Genomic DNA, 16,500 nt, shown 5'->3' with positions numbered 1-16,500 from the left:
GTTTCCGGATCAGGCGGACGCGGCCCGTTCCGCGGGGCTGCGGCAGACGCAGAACTCGTTGCCCTCGGGGTCGGCCAGCACCACCCAGCCGGTCCCGTCCGGCCGGCGCCGGTCGGCCACCAGCGTGGCGCCCAGCTCACGCAGCCGCGCCACCTCCTCGTCCCGGGTGCCCTCGGCCGCGTGCAGGTCGAGATGGAACGCGCCCTTGCCGTGCCGCTCGCCCACCTCGACGAACAGCAGGTCGGGGCCGTGGCCGCCGGGTGCGGCCAGGACCGCCTCCGGGTCGCCCGGGTGGTCGTCGTCGGCGAGCCGGCGGTCGAGCACCCGGGCCCACCAGCCGGCCAGGGTGTACGGGTCGTCGGACTCAACGGTCACGCAGTGGATCTGTGCACTCATGGTGCTTCCTCCTGTGGGGAGCGCGCCCCGACGGAGTGGGAACGTCAGCGGGGAACGCGGGGCGCGGGACGGTTCACGACGGACATCGACCACACCCCCTTCCACCTCTCGGGCTGACCCGATGATCATGCCACCGCCGTCCGGCCGGGACAAGCCGCCGGCCCGGCCCCGCGGGTGCGGGACCGGGCCGGCGGGCACTGCCGCGTCACGGGCCGACGAAGACCGCCTTGGCGCGCCAGTCGACGCCGTCGACCGCCGGGCCGCTGCGCACCGTGAACGTCCCCGACGGAGCGCCGTTCACCCAGTCGGCGGCGGACAGGTCACCGGTGCTCCGGTTCACCTTGTAGAGCGTGGATCCGGCCACGAAGAGCGCGCCCGCGTCGGCGAAACCGCTCGCCCCGGACACGGAGAACCGGTCGGCGCCGACCACACCGCTGTCCGGCGTGAACCAGCGCCAGAACAGGCCGTTCTGCCCGGTCAGCGAGTAGTAGAGCCGCCCGCCGGTGGAGAACATGCCGGTCACGTTCGGGATCTCGGCGTAGAAGCCGGTGGTCGCGCCGACGTACGTCTGCCCGGCCGGACCGGAGTTGGTCACCACGGTGTCCCAGTACGGGTCGTGGTACGGGTCCACCAGTTCCGGCGTGCCGAACGTGGTGCCGTCGAACGTACGCCGGTAGAGCGCGCCGTCGGCACCGTAGAACACCGTTCCGCCGACCCAGAACGCGCCACGCGCGCCCGCCCAGACGGTCCCGTTCGGGTCGGCCACCGGGTCCGGCGCGCCGACTGCGCTCTGCCCGTCGTACGAGCGCACCTGCACGGGCGAGCCGGCGCCGCTGGGCGGGGGCCCGGTCTTGACGATCTCGATGGCGTTCACCAGCGGGTTCTCCCGCACGTGGCGGAACTCGATGTCGATCGAGCCGTCGCTGACCACCGTGAACTCGCGCATGGTGCCCACGTTGTGCCCGGCGGTGGCCGACAGGTCGAGGTCGTCGAGGACGACGGCGCCCTCCAGCGCGACGTCGAAGACCCGCGTGCCGGCGTTGGCAGTGCCGGCGTACCTGTTGGCCAGGTAGAGCCGCACGTGCACCTCGGTGCCGGTGGCCACCGGGAACTGCCAGGTCATCTCCGCCCCGCCGGACGGGTCGTACCGCTCGTCGTTGTAGAGCACGGCCGGGGTGCCGGCCGGCACCGTCGAGTCCACGGTGGGGGCGGTGGTGTAGCTGGACGTGCTGCTGCCGGTGTTGCGGTACGGGCTGGGGCTGGAGTTGGTGTCGGCCGCCCAGTCCGGCCCGCCGTCGGTGGCGGCGACGGCCGAGCCGCCCGCGTTCACCCGGTGCAGCACGTTCGTCGGCTGCGGCAGGCCGGCCTGGTACACGTTGCCGGGCAGCGTCGCAGCGGTGGTCGGGTGCGGAGCCTTGCCGCCGGCGAGCGGGAAGAACGCGATCCGCTCCCGGCGGTACTGGAAGTTGCCGATCCAGAGCGTGTCGCCGCCGATCCAGAGCCCGGACTCGGTGACGAGCATCTCGGACGCGCCGATGCCGCGCGGGTGCCGGCCCGGGTTCCAGGACAGCGGCAGGCCGTTGGCCGGGTCGAGCGCGGCGATGCTGGCCCGGCCGACCGCGCCGGCCCGGGCGTTGTCGGTGCCCGTGGTGTTGTTGAGCCAGCGGAGGTGGCCGCCGACGTAGACTGCCTGCTCGCTGATTCCGACGGACAGGAACGTGTCGCCGCCGCTGTAGTCGACCCAGGTCGGCTGGAGGCTGGTGCCGGTCGCACCGGCCTCCCAGCGGGCTGCGGTGTCGCAGAGCGTCCCGCTGTAGGGGGCGCCGGTGGTGACCACCACGAAGTAGCTGTTGTCCGGGGAGAACGCGACGTCGCGGACGTACGAGTCGAACGACTGCCACTTGCAGCGCGGCGTGTACCGGGCGGTGTTCCAGTCCGCGACGGTGGCGGCGGTGGCGCCCAGGTCGAGCTTGACGATCTGGTCGTGCAGCACCCCGTCGGCCTTCTTGAAGTTGCCGATGACGACGAGCTGCGTGCCGTCCGGGGAGACGGCCAGCTTCTCCGCGCCCACGCCGGCCTTGGCGCCGCTGACGCCGTCCCAGTTGTGGTTCTCGGTCAGCGTCGTGGTGAGGTAGCCGTCGACCGCGCCGGTGGTGGCGTTGAGCGAGGCGAGCCCGCCGCGCGGGTTGGGGTTGCCGGCGGTGGTGAAGATGCCGCCGACCAGCAGCCGGTCGCCGACCAGCGCGATGTCCTTGATCAGCCCGTTGAACGCGGGCGGCGCGAAGCTGGTGACGACCGCACCGGTGGCGACGTCGAGCAGGGCGACCTTGCGCCGGGTCACGCCGTTGACGGTGTTGAACTTGCCGGCCACGAAGACAGTGGCCGCCGTGGGGCCGGCGACGACCGCCGTGACCTCGTTGTCGAGCGTGGGCGCGAACGCGGTGTCCACCTGTCCGGTCGCCTTGTCGAAGGCGAGCAGGTAGCTACGGGGGATGTCGACGTCGGAGTTGCGGTTCTGCACCCGGGTGAACGAGCCGCCCGCGATGATCTTCGTACCGGCGTCGTGGATCGCGTCGACCGAGCCGTCCTGGACGTCGGGCGAGGCGGCGGAGGGGACGGTGTGGACCACTTTGTCGTGGCCCGGTGCGGCGACGGCGGCCGCGGGCGTGGCCGGCGACAGGCCGGCGACGGTGAGGGCGCCGGCGGTGAGGACCGCGAGAAGACGGCGGCGGCGCGGGGCCGAGGGGTGGGTCACGGGCAGCTCCGGTGGGTGAGCAGGGTGAGGCGTCGCTGCGCTTACTCTCCGTTGATCACCGGCTCCGCGTCCAGCGTGGGCGACGCATTCTGCCCGACCACCGTGCCACCGGGGCCGACCACCGTCCGGTCCGGCCAGGACAGCCGAGGCCGTCCGCACGAAAAGGTGAGGTCGTCTCACCGCCTGGCCGGGCGGACGTGGGCGGTCAGGTGGACGCCGGCGGGTCGGCCGACGGAAGCGTGACTGTCACCTCCAGGCCGCCGCCGGGCTGGGCGACCGCCTTGACCGTGCCGCCGTGCGCGTCGCTGACGGCCCGCACGATCGACAGGCCGAGACCGGAGCCGCGCGCACCGGTGCGTTCCTGGCCGCCGCGCCGGAACGGCTCGAACAGCCCGGGTACGTCGGCCGGGGCGACCTCGAAGCCGGTGTTCCCCACCACCAGCCAGGACCGTTCCCCGTCGGTGCCGGTGCGTACCCAGATCCGGCCGTGCAGGTGGTTGTAGCGGACCGCGTTCTCCACCAGGTTGCCGGCGAGCCGGTCGAGCAGCCCGGGGTCGCCGACCACCGGCGCCGGGCGCAGCGAGGTGTGCACCTTCAGGCCGATGCGCTCCACCTCCCGGGAGACAGCGGACAGCGCGTTCGCGGTGCCGATGGCGAGGTCCGACTCGGCGCGCCGGGCGAGCCGCCGTCCGGTCTGTGCCTCGCTGCTCGCCAGCACCAGCAGCGCGTCGACGAGGCCGTTGGCGCGCTCCGAGGCGTCGCGCACCACCCCGGCCATGCGGCGGTACTCGGCGAGGTCGGCGTCGTCGTCGCTGAGCGTCACGTCGATTTCGGTACGCATCACCGCCAGCGGCGTCCGCAGCTCGTGCGAGGCGTTCGCGACGAACCGTTTCTGCGTCTCGAACGCGCCGCTGATCCGGTCGAGCATGGCGTCGAACGTCTCGGCCAGCTCGGCCACCTCGTCGTCGGCGCCGGACCAGCCGATGCGCTCGTCGAGCGTGGCCTCGCCGAGCCGGCGGGCGGTGGCGGTGACCTGGTGCAGCGGGCGCAGCGCCCGGCCGGCCACCAGGTACGCCCCGGCCACCCCGACCACGCTGATCGCCACCAGTGCGAGCAGCCCTTTGACCAGCAGTTCCTGTGACGCGGCGTCCACCAGTTGCCGCTGCCACTGCCCGGCGTCGAGCGTGCGCCCGTCGCTGAGCACCACACTGGTGCCCGGTAGCAGCTCGTCGGTGGGTCGCAGCGCGTCGCGGACCAGCAGCCAGGCGAGCAGCACCAGGATTGCCCCGGCGCCGACCAGCAGCACGCCGTTGAGCAGGGTCAGCCGTAGCCGCAGCGTCGGCCGCAACCGGCGCGCGCTCACTGCCGTACCCCGCCGATGCGGTAGCCCGCACCGACAACCGTGTCGATGAGCGGCGGGTCGCCGAGCTTCTTGCGCAGTGTCATCACGGTGACCCGGACGATCGTGGTGAACGGGTCGGTGTTGGCGTCCCAGACGCGCTCCAGCAGCTCCTCGCTGGACACCACAGCGCCGCGCGCCTTGAGCAGCTCGGCGAGCACGCCGAACTCCTTGTTGGTGAGGTCGAGCGGCACCCCGCCCCGGCTCACCACCCGGCGGGCCGGGTCGAGCACCAGATCGGCCACCTCCAGCACCGGCGGCGCGGCCGGTGTGGCCCGGCGGCCGAGCGCCTGCACCCGGGCCACCAGCTCGTCGAACGCGAACGGCTTGGCCAGGTAGTCGTCGGCGCCGAGCTGCAACCCCTCGACCCGGTCGGCGACCGTGCCGCTCGCGGTCAGCATCAACACCCGGGTCAGCGCGCCGGAGGCGGCCAGGTCGGCGCAGATCCGGTCGCCGTGCACGCCGGGCAGGTCGCGGTCCAGGATCACCACGTCGTAGCGGGTGACGAACGCCGCCTCGTGCCCGGCGTCGCCGTCGTAGGCGACGTCGACCGCCATCCCGCGCTTGCGCAGCCCGCGCGCGATCGCGTCGGCGAGGTTGCGCTCGTCCTCGACCACCAGTACCCGCATCCCGGCCTCCCACCTCGTGACCCCTGACAACCTAGTGCGGCAGGCAAAACCCGCCGCCGGAGGAGCCGTCCACCCGAGACGGCCGTCGACGAGCGCACCAACGGGGAGCGCCCGTGGTGCGCGCTCGGGCCACCACACCCGGCCCGGAACCCGGGGGTTGTGACCCTTCGTAACGTTGACACCGATTCACGGCTGCGTCACACACCGTGATGGGCGCTCGCTCGGCCAAACGGGGCGACCAGCGGGCCACATCGTCCTGACCAGGAAAGACTCTGAACCGGCATCCGCCGGCGGAGATACCCCTCCGCGCCCTTTGCTCTGCAGCCCCATGCGCAGCGGTAGCCGTGGGTCACCGATGCGTCGATGGCTGCAGAGCAAAGGGCGCGGGGGTGACCATGCTGCGGGCGCGCTGCGGTTACGGTCGGTGACAGGACGCCAGGTTGATCGCCGCGTGGGGTGGCACGGCCGCCGTTGCAGAAAACCTTCGGGTACGCGATGCTCGGCGGCGATGATCGACAAGCGCAGCAGCCACTGGTCACGGCCGTGCCGGGCGGGTTCCCGATGAGCGGCCGCGACATCACGTACCACCGGTTCCGCTTCCCGGCGGACCGGGACGGGGGTCGTGCGGACGGGCTGCGCGCCGGGCCGGACGGGCTGACGCCCGACGGCGATGCCGGCCGGGTCACGCACACCGACCCGCACTCCGGGACCACGGCCGAGTACGCCGCCGGCACCTGGACCTCCCCCGTGACGTCCGTCGGCTTCGCCGTCACCGAGCTGGTGCCCTCCTGGACGGCCGACACCCCGCCCGGCTGCTGGCTACGGGTGGAGCTGCGCGGCTGGGCCGACGGCACGGCCACCACCGGCTGGTACGAGCTGGGCCACTGGGCCGCCGACGACAGTGCCGTGCATCGCGCGTCAGTACCCGGGCAGGAGGACGACCGGGCGCGGGTCGCCGCCGACACCCTGCGGTTGACCGGCGCGACGGTGACCGCCTGGCAGGTTCGGGTGACGCTGTTGCGACGGCTCGACGCGCCCGCCGACCCGGTGCTGCGCACGGTGGGCGTGGTCGCCTCCACCGACCCGGCCACCGCCGCGGACGCCGGCACTGCGGACGCCAGCACCGCGAAGGCCGGCGTCGGAGATACGGGCGCGTGGGGACGGGTGCTGGACGTTCCGCGGTACGCGCAACGGCTGCACGCCTCCGGGGAGACCCGCTGGGGTGGCGGCGGCGACTCCTGGTGCAGCCCCACCTGCGTGTCGATGGTGCTCGACTACTGGGGCGCCGGGCCCACCCCGGACCGGTACGCCTGGGTGGCGCCGCCGGGTCCGCGCCCGCAGGTGGTGCACGCCGCCCGGCACTGCTACGACCACGCCTTCGGCGGACCGGGCAACTGGCCGTTCAACACGGCGTACGCGGCGACGCACGGGGTGGACGCCTTCGTCACCCGGCTGCGCTCGCTGGCGGAGGCGGAACGGTTCGTGGCCGCCGGCATCCCGCTGATCGTCTCGGCGGCGTTCACCGCCGGTCAGGTACCCGGCCTGGACTACGACACCCGGGGACACCTCATGGTGCTGGCCGGCTTCACCGCCGAAGGCGACCCGGTGCTCAACGACCCGTACGCGCCGGACGACGAGCGGGTCCGCCGCACCGCGCCGCGCGCGCCGTTCGAGAGCGCCTGGCAGGCGGGCAGCGGCGGGATCGCGTACGTGCTGCGCCCGGAGTCGACGCCGCTGCCGCCGCCACCGGCGCAGGCCAACTGGTGATCAGCGGCCGACCGGCCAGATGGCCATGCCGCCGGTCGGGCGCAGGCACACCAGTTCGGTACCCGTGTCCGCGCACTCGGACCAGGCGCCGGGCAGGATCCCCCGGATCCGGACCTGCCCGGCCGTCACGTCCAGCGTGCCGACGAGCGTCCGGCCCTCGGTGAGCGTGCGCAGCCCGAGCAGCGGCCCGGGCGAGAGGTCATTGCCGGAGACGCGCCAGCGTCCCAACTGGGCCAGCACGCGGCCGGTCGACGGGTCGAGCGCCGACAGCTCCAGTTCCTCCCCGACCCCGCGCTCGGCGGCGATCAGCCGGTCGCCCACCGGGCCCATCCCCAGCCAGCGCTCGTCCGACCAGGCCGGCCGGCCGGTTGCCGGGTCGAGTGCCTGCGCGCCGCCCACCTGGTCGCGCAGGCACACCATCCCGGCGCAGTCGGCGAACCAGAGCCCGGCGCGGGAACCGACCGGGAGGCTCCATCGCTCGTCGAGCCGGTCCAGCCCGTACCCGGTGACGGTGCCCCGGGCGTCCTCGACCAGCAGCAGATCGGCCACCACCTGCGCGTACCGGTAGGCGGCTCGGTCGGAGGCGGGCGCCACCCGGCCGGTGTGCGCGACCGCGCCGGAGTCCGCGTCGTACACCGTCACCCGGCCCTGCGGGGTGACCAACACCAGCTGCGTCACCCCGTGGGCGTCGTGGCGGTATCCCACCTCCTGGCCCGGCACGGGCAGCGTCCACCGCACCGCGCCGGAGGCCGGGTCCACGGCCCGCACGGTGCCCGCACCGGGCGGGCGGGGATTCTCCAGCAGCAACCCGCCGGACGCGGTCCGGACCGGGTAGCCGGGATGCCGCCAGCGCAGCGTGCCGGTCGCCGCGTCGAGCATGGCCGACACCGAGTCGCCGTCCCCGGCCGGGCTGCTCGTCACCAGCAGTCCCCCGCCCACGACGGTGAGCCCGAGCACGTGGTCACCGGCGGTCAGCGCGAACCGCCACACCGGTTCCCCGCCGGGCAGCCGGTGTGCGGCGACCACCCGCCCGTCCCGGCCGATCGCGCCCGGGCCGTCGGCCACCACCACCCGGCCGGGCAGGAGCACGAACGCGGCGCCCTGGGGGGCGGGCACCCGGATCGGCTCGGGCCGGCGCGGCGGCCCGGCGGCGGCGGTGACCACGAGCAGCACCAGGCAGCCGAGCAGCGCCACCCGTGCCGTCGGGCCCGGCGGCCGGCGGGGCGGCCGGTCGGCCGGCTCGTCGGCGGACTCGCCGTGCCGCATCTCCCCCAGTTCGATCACGGGGCTCACGGCAGCCGCCGCACCATGTAGTCGCCGCCGGGCCGGCGGCAGACCAGCAGCGTCACGCCGGTGGTGCAGTCGGTGCCGGTGAGCGCGCCCCGGATCGAGGGCGGATCGCCGGACAGGCCCACCTCGGCCAGGAGCCTGCTGCCGCCGCCCAGCGGGCGTGTCGCCAGCAGCGGGCCGCCCGACTCGTGCTGCGGGACCAGTGTCCAGCCGCCCAGGTCGGCGATCAGCCGCCCGTCGTCCTGGTCGAGCACCGCCAGGCCGGCGTCGAGGTCGGTGTCGGGGACGCCGACGAGCAGCCGGCCGCCGCGCTCCGCCGACACGCCCGCCCACCGGTCCACGCTCCAGCGCACGGTGCCGCTTGCCGGGTCCAGCGCGGTCGTGCCGCCGGCCAGCCCGGCGGCGCAGAGCAGGGCGCCGCAACTCTCGACGTGGCCGACGAGCTTCCGCGCGACGGTCCAGCGCGGCCGGAGCGTGTCCAGGTCGTACGCCTCGATGGCCCCGTCTCCGTCGCGGAACTCCAGCAGCAGCCCGCGGGCGATCTGAAACCGGCGCGGGCCGGGCGGTCGTACCGGGTACAGGTCGCGGGCCACGAGCCGCGCGCCGGTGCGCGCGTCCACGACCACCGTCTGCCCGGTCGCCGGGGACAACACCATGCGTACCGGCCCGGCCGGCTCGAAGTCGAACCCCACCGTGCCCGCCATCGGCGCCGTCCACAGCGGACGGCCGTCGGCCGGGTCCACCCCCATGATCGACGTCGTGGTGTCGGAGGTGGCCGACTGGATCAGCAGCACCCGGCCCACCGCGAACGCGATTCCGGGCCGGCGCCAGACGTCCGCGCCGGTGGCCGCGTCGTACGCCACCGTCTGCCAGTCCGTGTCGTCGACGCCCTGGCCGGCCACGATCACCCGGCCGTCCTGCTCCCACACCGACACGGCGGTGCCGGTGCCGGGCAGCCGACTGCGCCACCGCTCCCGGTCGCCCCGGTACGCGACGAGTTCCCGCCCGCCGGCACCTCCGCGGTCCGGTTGCACCACGTACACCACGTCGCCGGAGACGAACACGGCCGATCCCAGCCCGCCGGGCAGCGTCCACTCCGCCGGGCGTCGGGGCGGCGCCGCGGCGGTGAGCGTGAGCAGCGCCACCAGCAGCACCAGCATGCTGCGCAACGGCCGCCCGACCGCAAGCGGCGGGCGGGGCGCCGGACCGGGCGAGGCGTCGTCGCGCAGCTCCCCCAGATCGATGACGGTCACGACCATCCTCTCCCGCGCGCCGGGCCGCCGCCCGACCGTGACCGGCCGCGTGACGAACCGCCTGTACGATGGCGCGTCGTGGCCGTGCCCGTGGTGGACCCCTCGTTGAACCCCTCGTCCGTCGAGGCGGACGCCGTCGTGGCCGACCCGCCACGCCGCGCCCGTCGCCGGCCGGCCCGCGCCGACGTGCTGGCCATCGGAGCCTATGTGCTCCTCGGCGTTCTCGTCTGCCTCAACTACTGGGGCGACGTGGAGCACCGGGTCTCCTCGCACCTGCCCACCGACCACAGCTGGTTCGAGTGGCTGTTCGCGCACGGCGCGTACTCGGTGCAGCACCTGGAGAACCCGCTGTTCACCACCCGGCAGAACGCGCCGGACGGGGTGAACATGATGGCGAACACCTCGCTGCTCGGGGTGACGCTGCCGCTGGCGCCGCTGACGCTGCTGCTCGGGCCGCAGGTGATGTACGCGCTCTACCTGGGCGCCGCGCTGTCCGCGACCGCCGCCACGTCGTACTGGGTGCTTTCCCGGCACCTGGTCCGCTCCCGGGCCGCGGCGTTCGTCGGCGGCGCGTTCCTCGGCTTCGCGCCGGGCATCGTGCACCACGCCAACGGCCAGCCCAACTTCGTGTCGAACTTCCTGCTGCCGCTGATCGTGGCCCGGGTGCTGCGGCTGGGCGAGCCGGGCCGCTGGCGGCGCAACGGGCTGGCGCTCGGGTTGCTGGTGGCGTACCAGATCTTCATCAACGAGGAGATGCTGCTGCTCACCGCGCTGGCCTGCCTGGTCGTCGTGGTGGCGTATGCGGTGCAGCGGCCCCGCGCGACCCGCGAACGGGCCGGGTCGTTCGTCGCCGCGCTCGGTCTCGGCGGCGGGCTGGCGCTGCTGCTGACCGCGTACCCGATCTGGTTCCAGTTCAACGGCCCGCAGTCCTACCGGGGGTTGCAGGGCGGCGTCTTCCACAACTGGGGCGAGGACCTGGTCGCCTTCGTCACGTTCGCCCGGGACACGATCGCCGGTGACGAGGCGGTGGAGAAGACCATCGGCCTGACCGAGCAGAACACCTGGTTCGGCTGGCCGCTGGTGCTGGTAGCGCTGGCCGCACTGGTGCTGCTGGTCCGCCGGTCGGTGCCGGCCCGGATCCTGGCCGTGCTGGTGGTCGTGTTCACGATCGCCTCGATCGGCCCGGTCGTGCGGTTCAACGGCGCGGAGACCGACATCGACGGGCCGTGGGCGTACGTGCCGGACGACCTGCCGCTGGTCGAGATGATGATGCCGACCCGGTTGAGCCTGGTCGTGGTGGCCGCCGTCGGCGTACTGCTCGCCCTGGCGTGGGACACGCTCGCCGGTGCCGGCCGCCCGCCGGTGCCCGCCCCCCGCTCCGGCGCCGACGACGGCGGGGACGACGCCGACGGCGGGACGGCCGCGCGCGACACGCGCCGCCGGGTGCTGCGCCTGGCCGGGCTCGTCGCCATCGCCGCCGCCGTGGTGCCGCTGATCCCGCGTCCGCTGCCGGCCGAGCGGATCGACCCGCCGCCGCACTTCATCACCGCGGGCGGCTGGCGGCCGTACGTGCCGGAGGGCCGCACGCTCGTGCCGGTGCCGATCCCGAGCAACGTGCACGGGCTGCACACGCTGCGCTGGAGCGCGCTGACCGGCCAGGAGTTCCCGGTCCCGGGTGGCTACTTCATCGGCCCGAACGAGCGCGGCGAGGGCGTCTTCGGCGCCCCGAACCGCCCCACCAGCACGCTCATCTACTCCACCATGGACGCCAACGAGGTGCCGGAGATCACCGAGGAGAACCGCCGCCAGGCCGTGGACGACCTGCGTTTCTGGCGGGCCTCGGTGGTGGTGCTCGGAGCCGGCCCGCGCGAGGCGGTGCTGCGCGACCTGATGGCCGAGCTGCTCGGCCCGCCGCAGCGGGTGGACGACGTGTGGATCTGGGACGTCCGCGACCGGGTGTGACGCCCGGCGCCGCCGGTCAGCCGACGAGCGGGCGGACGTCCCACAGGTAGCCGCCGGGCACGTCCCGGCCGGGGCCGACCAGCGCGTCCACCGTGGCGCGTACCGGGTCGCCGGGTGACGAGTCGGCCTGCACCAGTGCCGCCGCCCGCCAGTGCCGCAGGTCGTCGACCGCCTGCCGGCGTTCCGTCTCACCGACCGGCGGCACCCGGCCGGTCTCGGCGGCCCGGCGCAGCAGCAGCGACGTGGGCCGGTCCGGCGCACCCCAGCGGGCGGCCGGGTCGCCTGCCGAGCGCGGGCCGATGAAGTAGCCGCCCGGCGCGTCGAACGCCAGCGCGGTGCGTGCCGACCAGAACATGGCGGGGCTGACCGCCGCCCCGGTCACCGGCGGCACCGGCACCAGCGTCCGGCCCGCCGGCACGTACTCCCGCCAGCCGCCGCCGGACACCACGGCCGGGACCGGCGGGACCGGCACCGTGCGGATCGGCGTCGGCGCCAGCGGCAGCAGCGCGGCGGCGACCGCGCCGACCCACGGCGCCCAGGTGCGCACGCCGCCGCGCCGGACCCGGTCCACTGCCAGCGCGAGCAGCACCCCGAGCACCGGTACGCAGACCAGCGCGAACCGCGCCGGCACCACCAGGTCCAGCAGCGGCACGCCGGCGAGCAGGCGGTACGGGCCGGGCAGCCCGGTGTCGTGCCGGTTCACCACCACCGGGGAGCCGAGCGACAGCAACGCGAACAGCAGGCCGCACGCGGCGAGCGCGCGCACCAGCGGCCGCCGCCACAGCCGCACCACCACGAGTACGGCCAGCAGCGGCAGGAACGGCCCGAAGAACGAGTTCTGCTCGGTCGGGTTCGGCGACAGCAGCCCGGCCCGGTGGGCGTCCCCGGCGACGGTCTGCCGGGCGGTGGCGGCGAACGAGACCACGTCCAGCCGGTAGCCCTCGGTGTGGAACGGCATCCCCCGGTAGTGGCCCGGCCCGGCGAACTGGAACCACAGCGGGTACGCCAGCAGCACGCCCGCCACCAGCGCGCCGATGCCCAGCCGGCGGGCCACCACCGGCGCCAGCCGACGCGCGGCGGCCCGGTCGGCGAGCGCGTACGCCCCGGCGAACACCCCGGCCGCGAGCGCCAGGAAGACCAGCACCTCCTCGCCGAGGAACACCTGGTACGCGACGGCCAGCCCGAGCAGCACGCCGTCGCGACGGACCCGGTCGGTGGCCGGGCGGAACACCAGCGCGAGGATCACCGGCACCAGGAACTGGGCGGCCATGTGCAGGTGCGCCCCGGCCTGCGCCACCATGCCCGGGGCGAAGCCGCAGCACAGGCCGCCCACCGCGGCGGCGGTCCGGGAGCGGACCAGCCGGCGGGCGAGCAGCGCATACCAGGCGGTGGCGGTGCCGGCGAGGCTGAGCGTCACGGCGACGAGGAAGGCCGCCTGGGAGCCGAAGACGACGGTGACCGGGGTGAGCGGCACGCCCAGCCCGAGCACCGACGTGTTCGCCATCAGGTTCACCCCGTCCGGGGCGTTCAGCGCGCCACTCCAGAGCGGGTTCTCGCCGCCGGTGACCGCGCGGGCGGCCCGGGCCAGCATCCACTCGAACAGCATCTGGTCGCCGGCCTGGTGGAACAGCCGTTCCGTCCGGCGCCACTGGCCGGTGGTGAGCAGCACGGCCAGGCCGAGGTAGCCGGCCACCACCAGCACGTCGACCGGGCGGGGCCGGCGGCGGCGGGGCGCGGCGGCGGGGACCGCCGGTTCGGTCAGGCGGACCGGCTGGTCAGTTTCCGCACGTCCCACAGCCACACGTCCAGCTCCTGCCGTCCGGGGCCGACCAGCTGCTCCACGGTACGGCGCAGCGGCTCGGCGTTCTGCTCGTCGCGCGGCAGCACCACCACCGCCGCGTTCCAGTGCCGCAGCTCGTCCAGGTAGCGACGGCGCTGCCGATCGTCCAGCTTCGGCGTACGGCCGGTGGACGATACCTCCCGCAGCATCTCGCCGATGCCGCTGGGCCGGCCGCCGAAGCGTCCGGGGTCGCCGGTGACGCCGTTGCGCGGCGCGAGGAAGTAGCCGCCGGGGATCTTGAAGTCGAGGTTGGTGCTGGCCGCCCAGCGCATCGGGTCGGTGTTGCCCATCGCGGGCACCGGCACGGACACGAGCGTCTGGTCCGGCCCGACGTACTTGCGCCACCGGTCGGCGGTGATGAACTCCGGCACCGGCTCCCGCGTGGTGACCCGCAACGGCATCGGCGCGATCGGCAGCAGCGCGAGGACCAGGCCCGCGGCGGTGAGCCTGCGGGCGGTACGCCGGTCCACGCCGCGCAGCGCCCAGGCGCGACGCACCGCGTACGCGAGCAGGATCGCCACCGTCACGCCGGTGATCAGGCCGAAGCGGGTCGGCACCACGGCGTCGAGCAGCGGCAGCCGTACCAGCAGCTCCCACGGGCCGGTCGCGATCTCCCGGTCCCACCAGGAGATCCGCTCGCCGAGCGAGAGCACCGCGAAGAACAGCCCGGTGGCGGCGAGCGCGCGGACGATCACGTCCCGCCGCAGCCACACCACGATGCCCACGACCAGCAGCGACAGGCTCCAGCCGAAGAACGCGTTCTCCTCGGAGTAGTTCGGCGCGAGGTTGACGTTGGCGCGTTCGTTGCCGCCGAACGTGGGCGAGCCGGGCGCGAAGAACGCGGCGATGTCGTTGCCGTAGTCGCGCACCGCGTCGCTGAGCCCGTGGTACGCCATCGGCCCGGCGAACTGCACCCACAGCGGGTACGCCAGCAGCGCTCCGGCCAGCACCGCGCAGACCGCCAGCCCGGCGCCGAGCGGCCGCCAGGCGGCCGCCCACCGCTCGCGCTGCTGCACCACCACGGCGATCAGGAACACGCCCAGGGCCATCGCGGTGAAGAGCAGGATCTCCTCGTTGACGAACGCCTGCGCGGTGACCAGCAGCGCCAGCAGCACGCCATCGCGGACCGGCCGGGCCGACCGGGTCAGCACCAGCACCCGCCACACGATGAACGGCAGCAGGAACTGGCTGATGATGTTCGGGTGCCAGTTGGCGTGCGACAGCATGGCCGGTGAGAACCCGCAGAACCAGGCCGCCACGGCGGCGGCCGGGCGGTGCCGGATCAGGTGCCGGGACAGCACCCGGTACCAGGCGGCGGCGGTGCCGGCCAGGCCGAGCGTGACGAGCGTGACGAAGGAGACCGCCGGTCCGAACAGGAGGGTCACCGGCACCATCGGGATGCCCAGCGCCAGGATGGCGGTGTTCGCCATCAGGTTGACGCCGTCGGGGTAGTTGAACTGTTCGGTGAAGAACGGGAACTCGCCGTGCAGCACCACCCGTACCGAGTGGGCCAGGAAGAACTGCACCTGCGCCGGGTCGCTGCTGTAGAGCGCGGCCACCCGCCCGGCCGGGTCGACCCAGATGCCGCTGGTGACCCAGATCGCGGCGAGCAGGAATCCGCCGTACACGGTGAGGTCGATCCGGCGGCGGGTCCACCGCCACCGGCGCGCGCGCCGCGCGCCCGGCGTGGCCGGCGCCTCCGGCTCGGCCTGCGCTTCCGGCTCGGCCTGCGCTTCCGGCATGGTCGTGGTCGCCCGCTCCGGCGCGTCGGCGACGGTGACCGGTGGTGGGTCGAGGGTGACGGCGCGGTGGCCCGTCGGGGCGGCGGCGTCCGGCGTCGAGGCGCCGCGGGTCTCGGCAGGCGTCACAGTCGGCGGAGTCTACCGGAGCCGGATATTGGTACCCGAATCGCCCGTCACGTTCCGCAGTGGCCGATCGGCCGAAGGGGTGAGCCGGGCGCGGCCGGGTGACCGGTCGTCTCGTACCATGTGGGCTTCCGACCGACGACCGGCGAGGGGATCAGGGTGCTTTCAGCCCGCCGAGGCGCTACGACGGGCACCGCGCTGGCAGCTCTGCTGCTGGTCACTGTCGGTTGCGGACCGGTCGCCGAACGGCGGCCGGCGGACCTGCGGGTCGGCTACGACAGCCTGGACGGCGCCCTCGCGGTGTGGCCGCCGCGCGGAAGCCTGGCCCGGGACGCCGAAGCCACCGCCGCGATCACCACAGCGGTACGCGACTGGCGTTCCCCGGTGGACGACCGGGTGCACGTGCCCACCTCCGGCATCCTCTTCTCCGGTCAGGTCGCCGGTTCGGCGCTCGCGCTCGTCGCCGCCGACGTGCCCGGTGAGGCCGCGTCCTGGCTGCTGCAACTCGACCGGGACGGGCAGCGCTGGCGGGTCGTCCACGCCACCGAGTACACCGACCCCGGTTACCTGGTCTACTCCGACGTGCTGCCGGTGCGGGAGCCGGCCGGCCGCCGCTACCTCACCTCGGCCCGCGTCGAACGCCTGACCGGGCCCGACGGCAAGCTGCTCGGCAGCACCGACGGCGTCACCGACCCGGTCGCCGTACCGGCCTGCCGGGCCGTCGAACTGACCGCGACGCTGCGGTCCACGCCGTCGCTGCCGCGCGGCCGGGCCGCGGACCGCGTCCTCGACCTGGGTACGGCCACCGAAGCGCCCCGCTACCCCCTGGTACGCGACGAGACGGGCGCCGGCAGGCGCGCGCTGACCGGGTTGGACACCTGCGTGCTCGCCGGTGAGCGGGGTCCGTTCGGCAGCGAGCCGCGCCGCATCGGCGACCGCGAGGCGCCCCGCTCCGCGCCGGAGTCCTGGCCGATGGCGAAGATCGCGACGCGCTCGCTCGGTTCGGTGGCTCTCGGCGAGGGCGAGCCGGGCGAGTTGGAGCAGCTCAGCTGGGAGACGCCGGCCGGGACGATGACAGCGGTGGTCTACCGTCCGGCCGACGGCGGCACGCCGGTGGTGTCCCCCGCCGACCGCTCCACCACGCTTCAGGCGTACCACCTGCCGATGCCGGGCCGGCCGCTGGCGGTGCTGTCCTGGCGTACCCGGGACGCCTCGTTCTCCGCCCCTCCCGGCACGACCCGCCTGGTCGACCGTCCCGGCCTGGTGGTGGTCGAGCACACCGACCAGAGGCAGACGTTCAGCCTGGCCGACACCGAGAAGACCTGGTACCGCTCCCTCCCCACC

General features: G+C 74.5%; 11 protein-coding genes. 3 read left to right on the top strand and 8 right to left on the bottom strand.

The window, feature by feature from the left end; all coding sequences use genetic code 11:
• Positions 1-9: 9 nt before the first annotated feature.
• From F8279_RS16335 to F8279_RS16320, 4 genes are all read right to left on the bottom strand, one after another.
• The gene (locus F8279_RS16335; RefSeq protein ID WP_091419997.1) at positions 10-396 is read right to left on the bottom strand and encodes a VOC family protein; all 387 of its coding nucleotides are present in this window, start codon (positions 394-396) and stop codon (positions 10-12) included.
• A gap of 205 nt (positions 397-601) precedes the next feature.
• The gene (locus F8279_RS16330; protein ID WP_151500408.1) at positions 602-3,151 is read right to left on the bottom strand and encodes a malectin domain-containing carbohydrate-binding protein; all 2,550 of its coding nucleotides are present in this window, start codon (positions 3,149-3,151) and stop codon (positions 602-604) included.
• Positions 3,152-3,356: 205 nt separating this feature from the next.
• Entirely contained in the window at positions 3,357-4,514 is a 1,158-nt protein-coding gene (locus F8279_RS16325) for a cell wall metabolism sensor histidine kinase WalK (protein ID WP_175438707.1), read from the bottom strand.
• Positions 4,511-5,179 (bottom strand): response regulator transcription factor, encoded by a 669-nt coding sequence (locus tag F8279_RS16320; protein ID WP_018788976.1) that lies wholly within the window; start codon positions 5,177-5,179, stop codon positions 4,511-4,513. Before F8279_RS16320 ends, F8279_RS16325 begins: the two co-directional genes overlap by 4 nt.
• A 471-nt stretch (positions 5,180-5,650) precedes the next feature.
• Here F8279_RS16320 and F8279_RS16315 point away from each other — a divergent pair, with 471 nt between their 5' ends.
• On the top strand, positions 5,651-6,946 hold the full coding sequence (locus F8279_RS16315) for a peptidase C39 family protein (RefSeq protein WP_225853299.1): 1,296 nt from the start codon (positions 5,651-5,653) through the stop codon (positions 6,944-6,946).
• Here F8279_RS16315 and F8279_RS16310 read toward each other — a convergent pair whose 3' ends face one another.
• Both F8279_RS16310 and F8279_RS16305 read right to left on the bottom strand, forming a co-directional pair.
• Positions 6,947-8,239 (bottom strand): PQQ-binding-like beta-propeller repeat protein, encoded by a 1,293-nt coding sequence (locus tag F8279_RS16310; protein WP_151500407.1) that lies wholly within the window; start codon positions 8,237-8,239, stop codon positions 6,947-6,949. It lies immediately after the preceding gene.
• The gene (locus F8279_RS16305; RefSeq protein WP_151500406.1) at positions 8,236-9,489 is read right to left on the bottom strand and encodes a PQQ-binding-like beta-propeller repeat protein; all 1,254 of its coding nucleotides are present in this window, start codon (positions 9,487-9,489) and stop codon (positions 8,236-8,238) included. Before F8279_RS16305 ends, F8279_RS16310 begins: the two co-directional genes overlap by 4 nt.
• Before the next feature lie 105 nt (positions 9,490-9,594).
• Here F8279_RS16305 and F8279_RS16300 point away from each other — a divergent pair, with 105 nt between their 5' ends.
• Positions 9,595-11,451, top strand: a complete 1,857-nt coding sequence (locus F8279_RS16300; protein WP_225853301.1) for a hypothetical protein — start codon at positions 9,595-9,597, stop codon at positions 11,449-11,451.
• Between the two features lie 16 nt (positions 11,452-11,467).
• Here F8279_RS16300 and F8279_RS16295 read toward each other — a convergent pair whose 3' ends face one another.
• Both F8279_RS16295 and F8279_RS16290 read right to left on the bottom strand, forming a co-directional pair.
• Positions 11,468-13,252, bottom strand: a complete 1,785-nt coding sequence (locus tag F8279_RS16295) for a hypothetical protein (protein ID WP_151500404.1) — start codon at positions 13,250-13,252, stop codon at positions 11,468-11,470.
• The gene (locus F8279_RS16290) at positions 13,210-15,033 is read right to left on the bottom strand and encodes a hypothetical protein (RefSeq protein ID WP_225853300.1); all 1,824 of its coding nucleotides are present in this window, start codon (positions 15,031-15,033) and stop codon (positions 13,210-13,212) included. The genes F8279_RS16295 and F8279_RS16290 overlap by 43 nt, the downstream gene beginning before the upstream one ends.
• Positions 15,034-15,315: 282 nt before the next feature.
• Here F8279_RS16290 and F8279_RS16285 point away from each other — a divergent pair.
• Positions 15,316-16,500, top strand: a 1,185-nt coding sequence (locus F8279_RS16285) for a hypothetical protein (RefSeq protein ID WP_151500402.1), incomplete at its 3' end; no start/stop codon positions are given.

The sequence above is a fragment of the Micromonospora sp. AMSO1212t genome (assembly GCF_008868145.1).
Taxonomy (GTDB): Bacteria; Actinomycetota; Actinomycetes; order Mycobacteriales; family Micromonosporaceae; genus Micromonospora; species Micromonospora tulbaghiae.
Note: the sequence above shows the minus strand (reverse complement) of the source record. Positions and strands in the feature narration are given on the sequence as shown.

Bases quoted from the DNA above. Each gene is read 5' to 3' on its own strand.
- F8279_RS16335 (WP_091419997.1), bottom strand. From the start codon at position 396: ATGAGTGCACAGATCCACTGCGTGACCGTTGAGTCCGACGACCCGTAC.
- F8279_RS16320 (WP_018788976.1), bottom strand. From the start codon at position 5,179: ATGCGGGTACTGGTGGTCGAGGACGAGCGCAACCTCGCCGACGCGATC.
- F8279_RS16290 (WP_225853300.1), bottom strand. From the start codon at position 15,033: ATGCCGGAAGCGCAGGCCGAGCCGGAAGCGCAGGCCGAGCCGGAGGCG.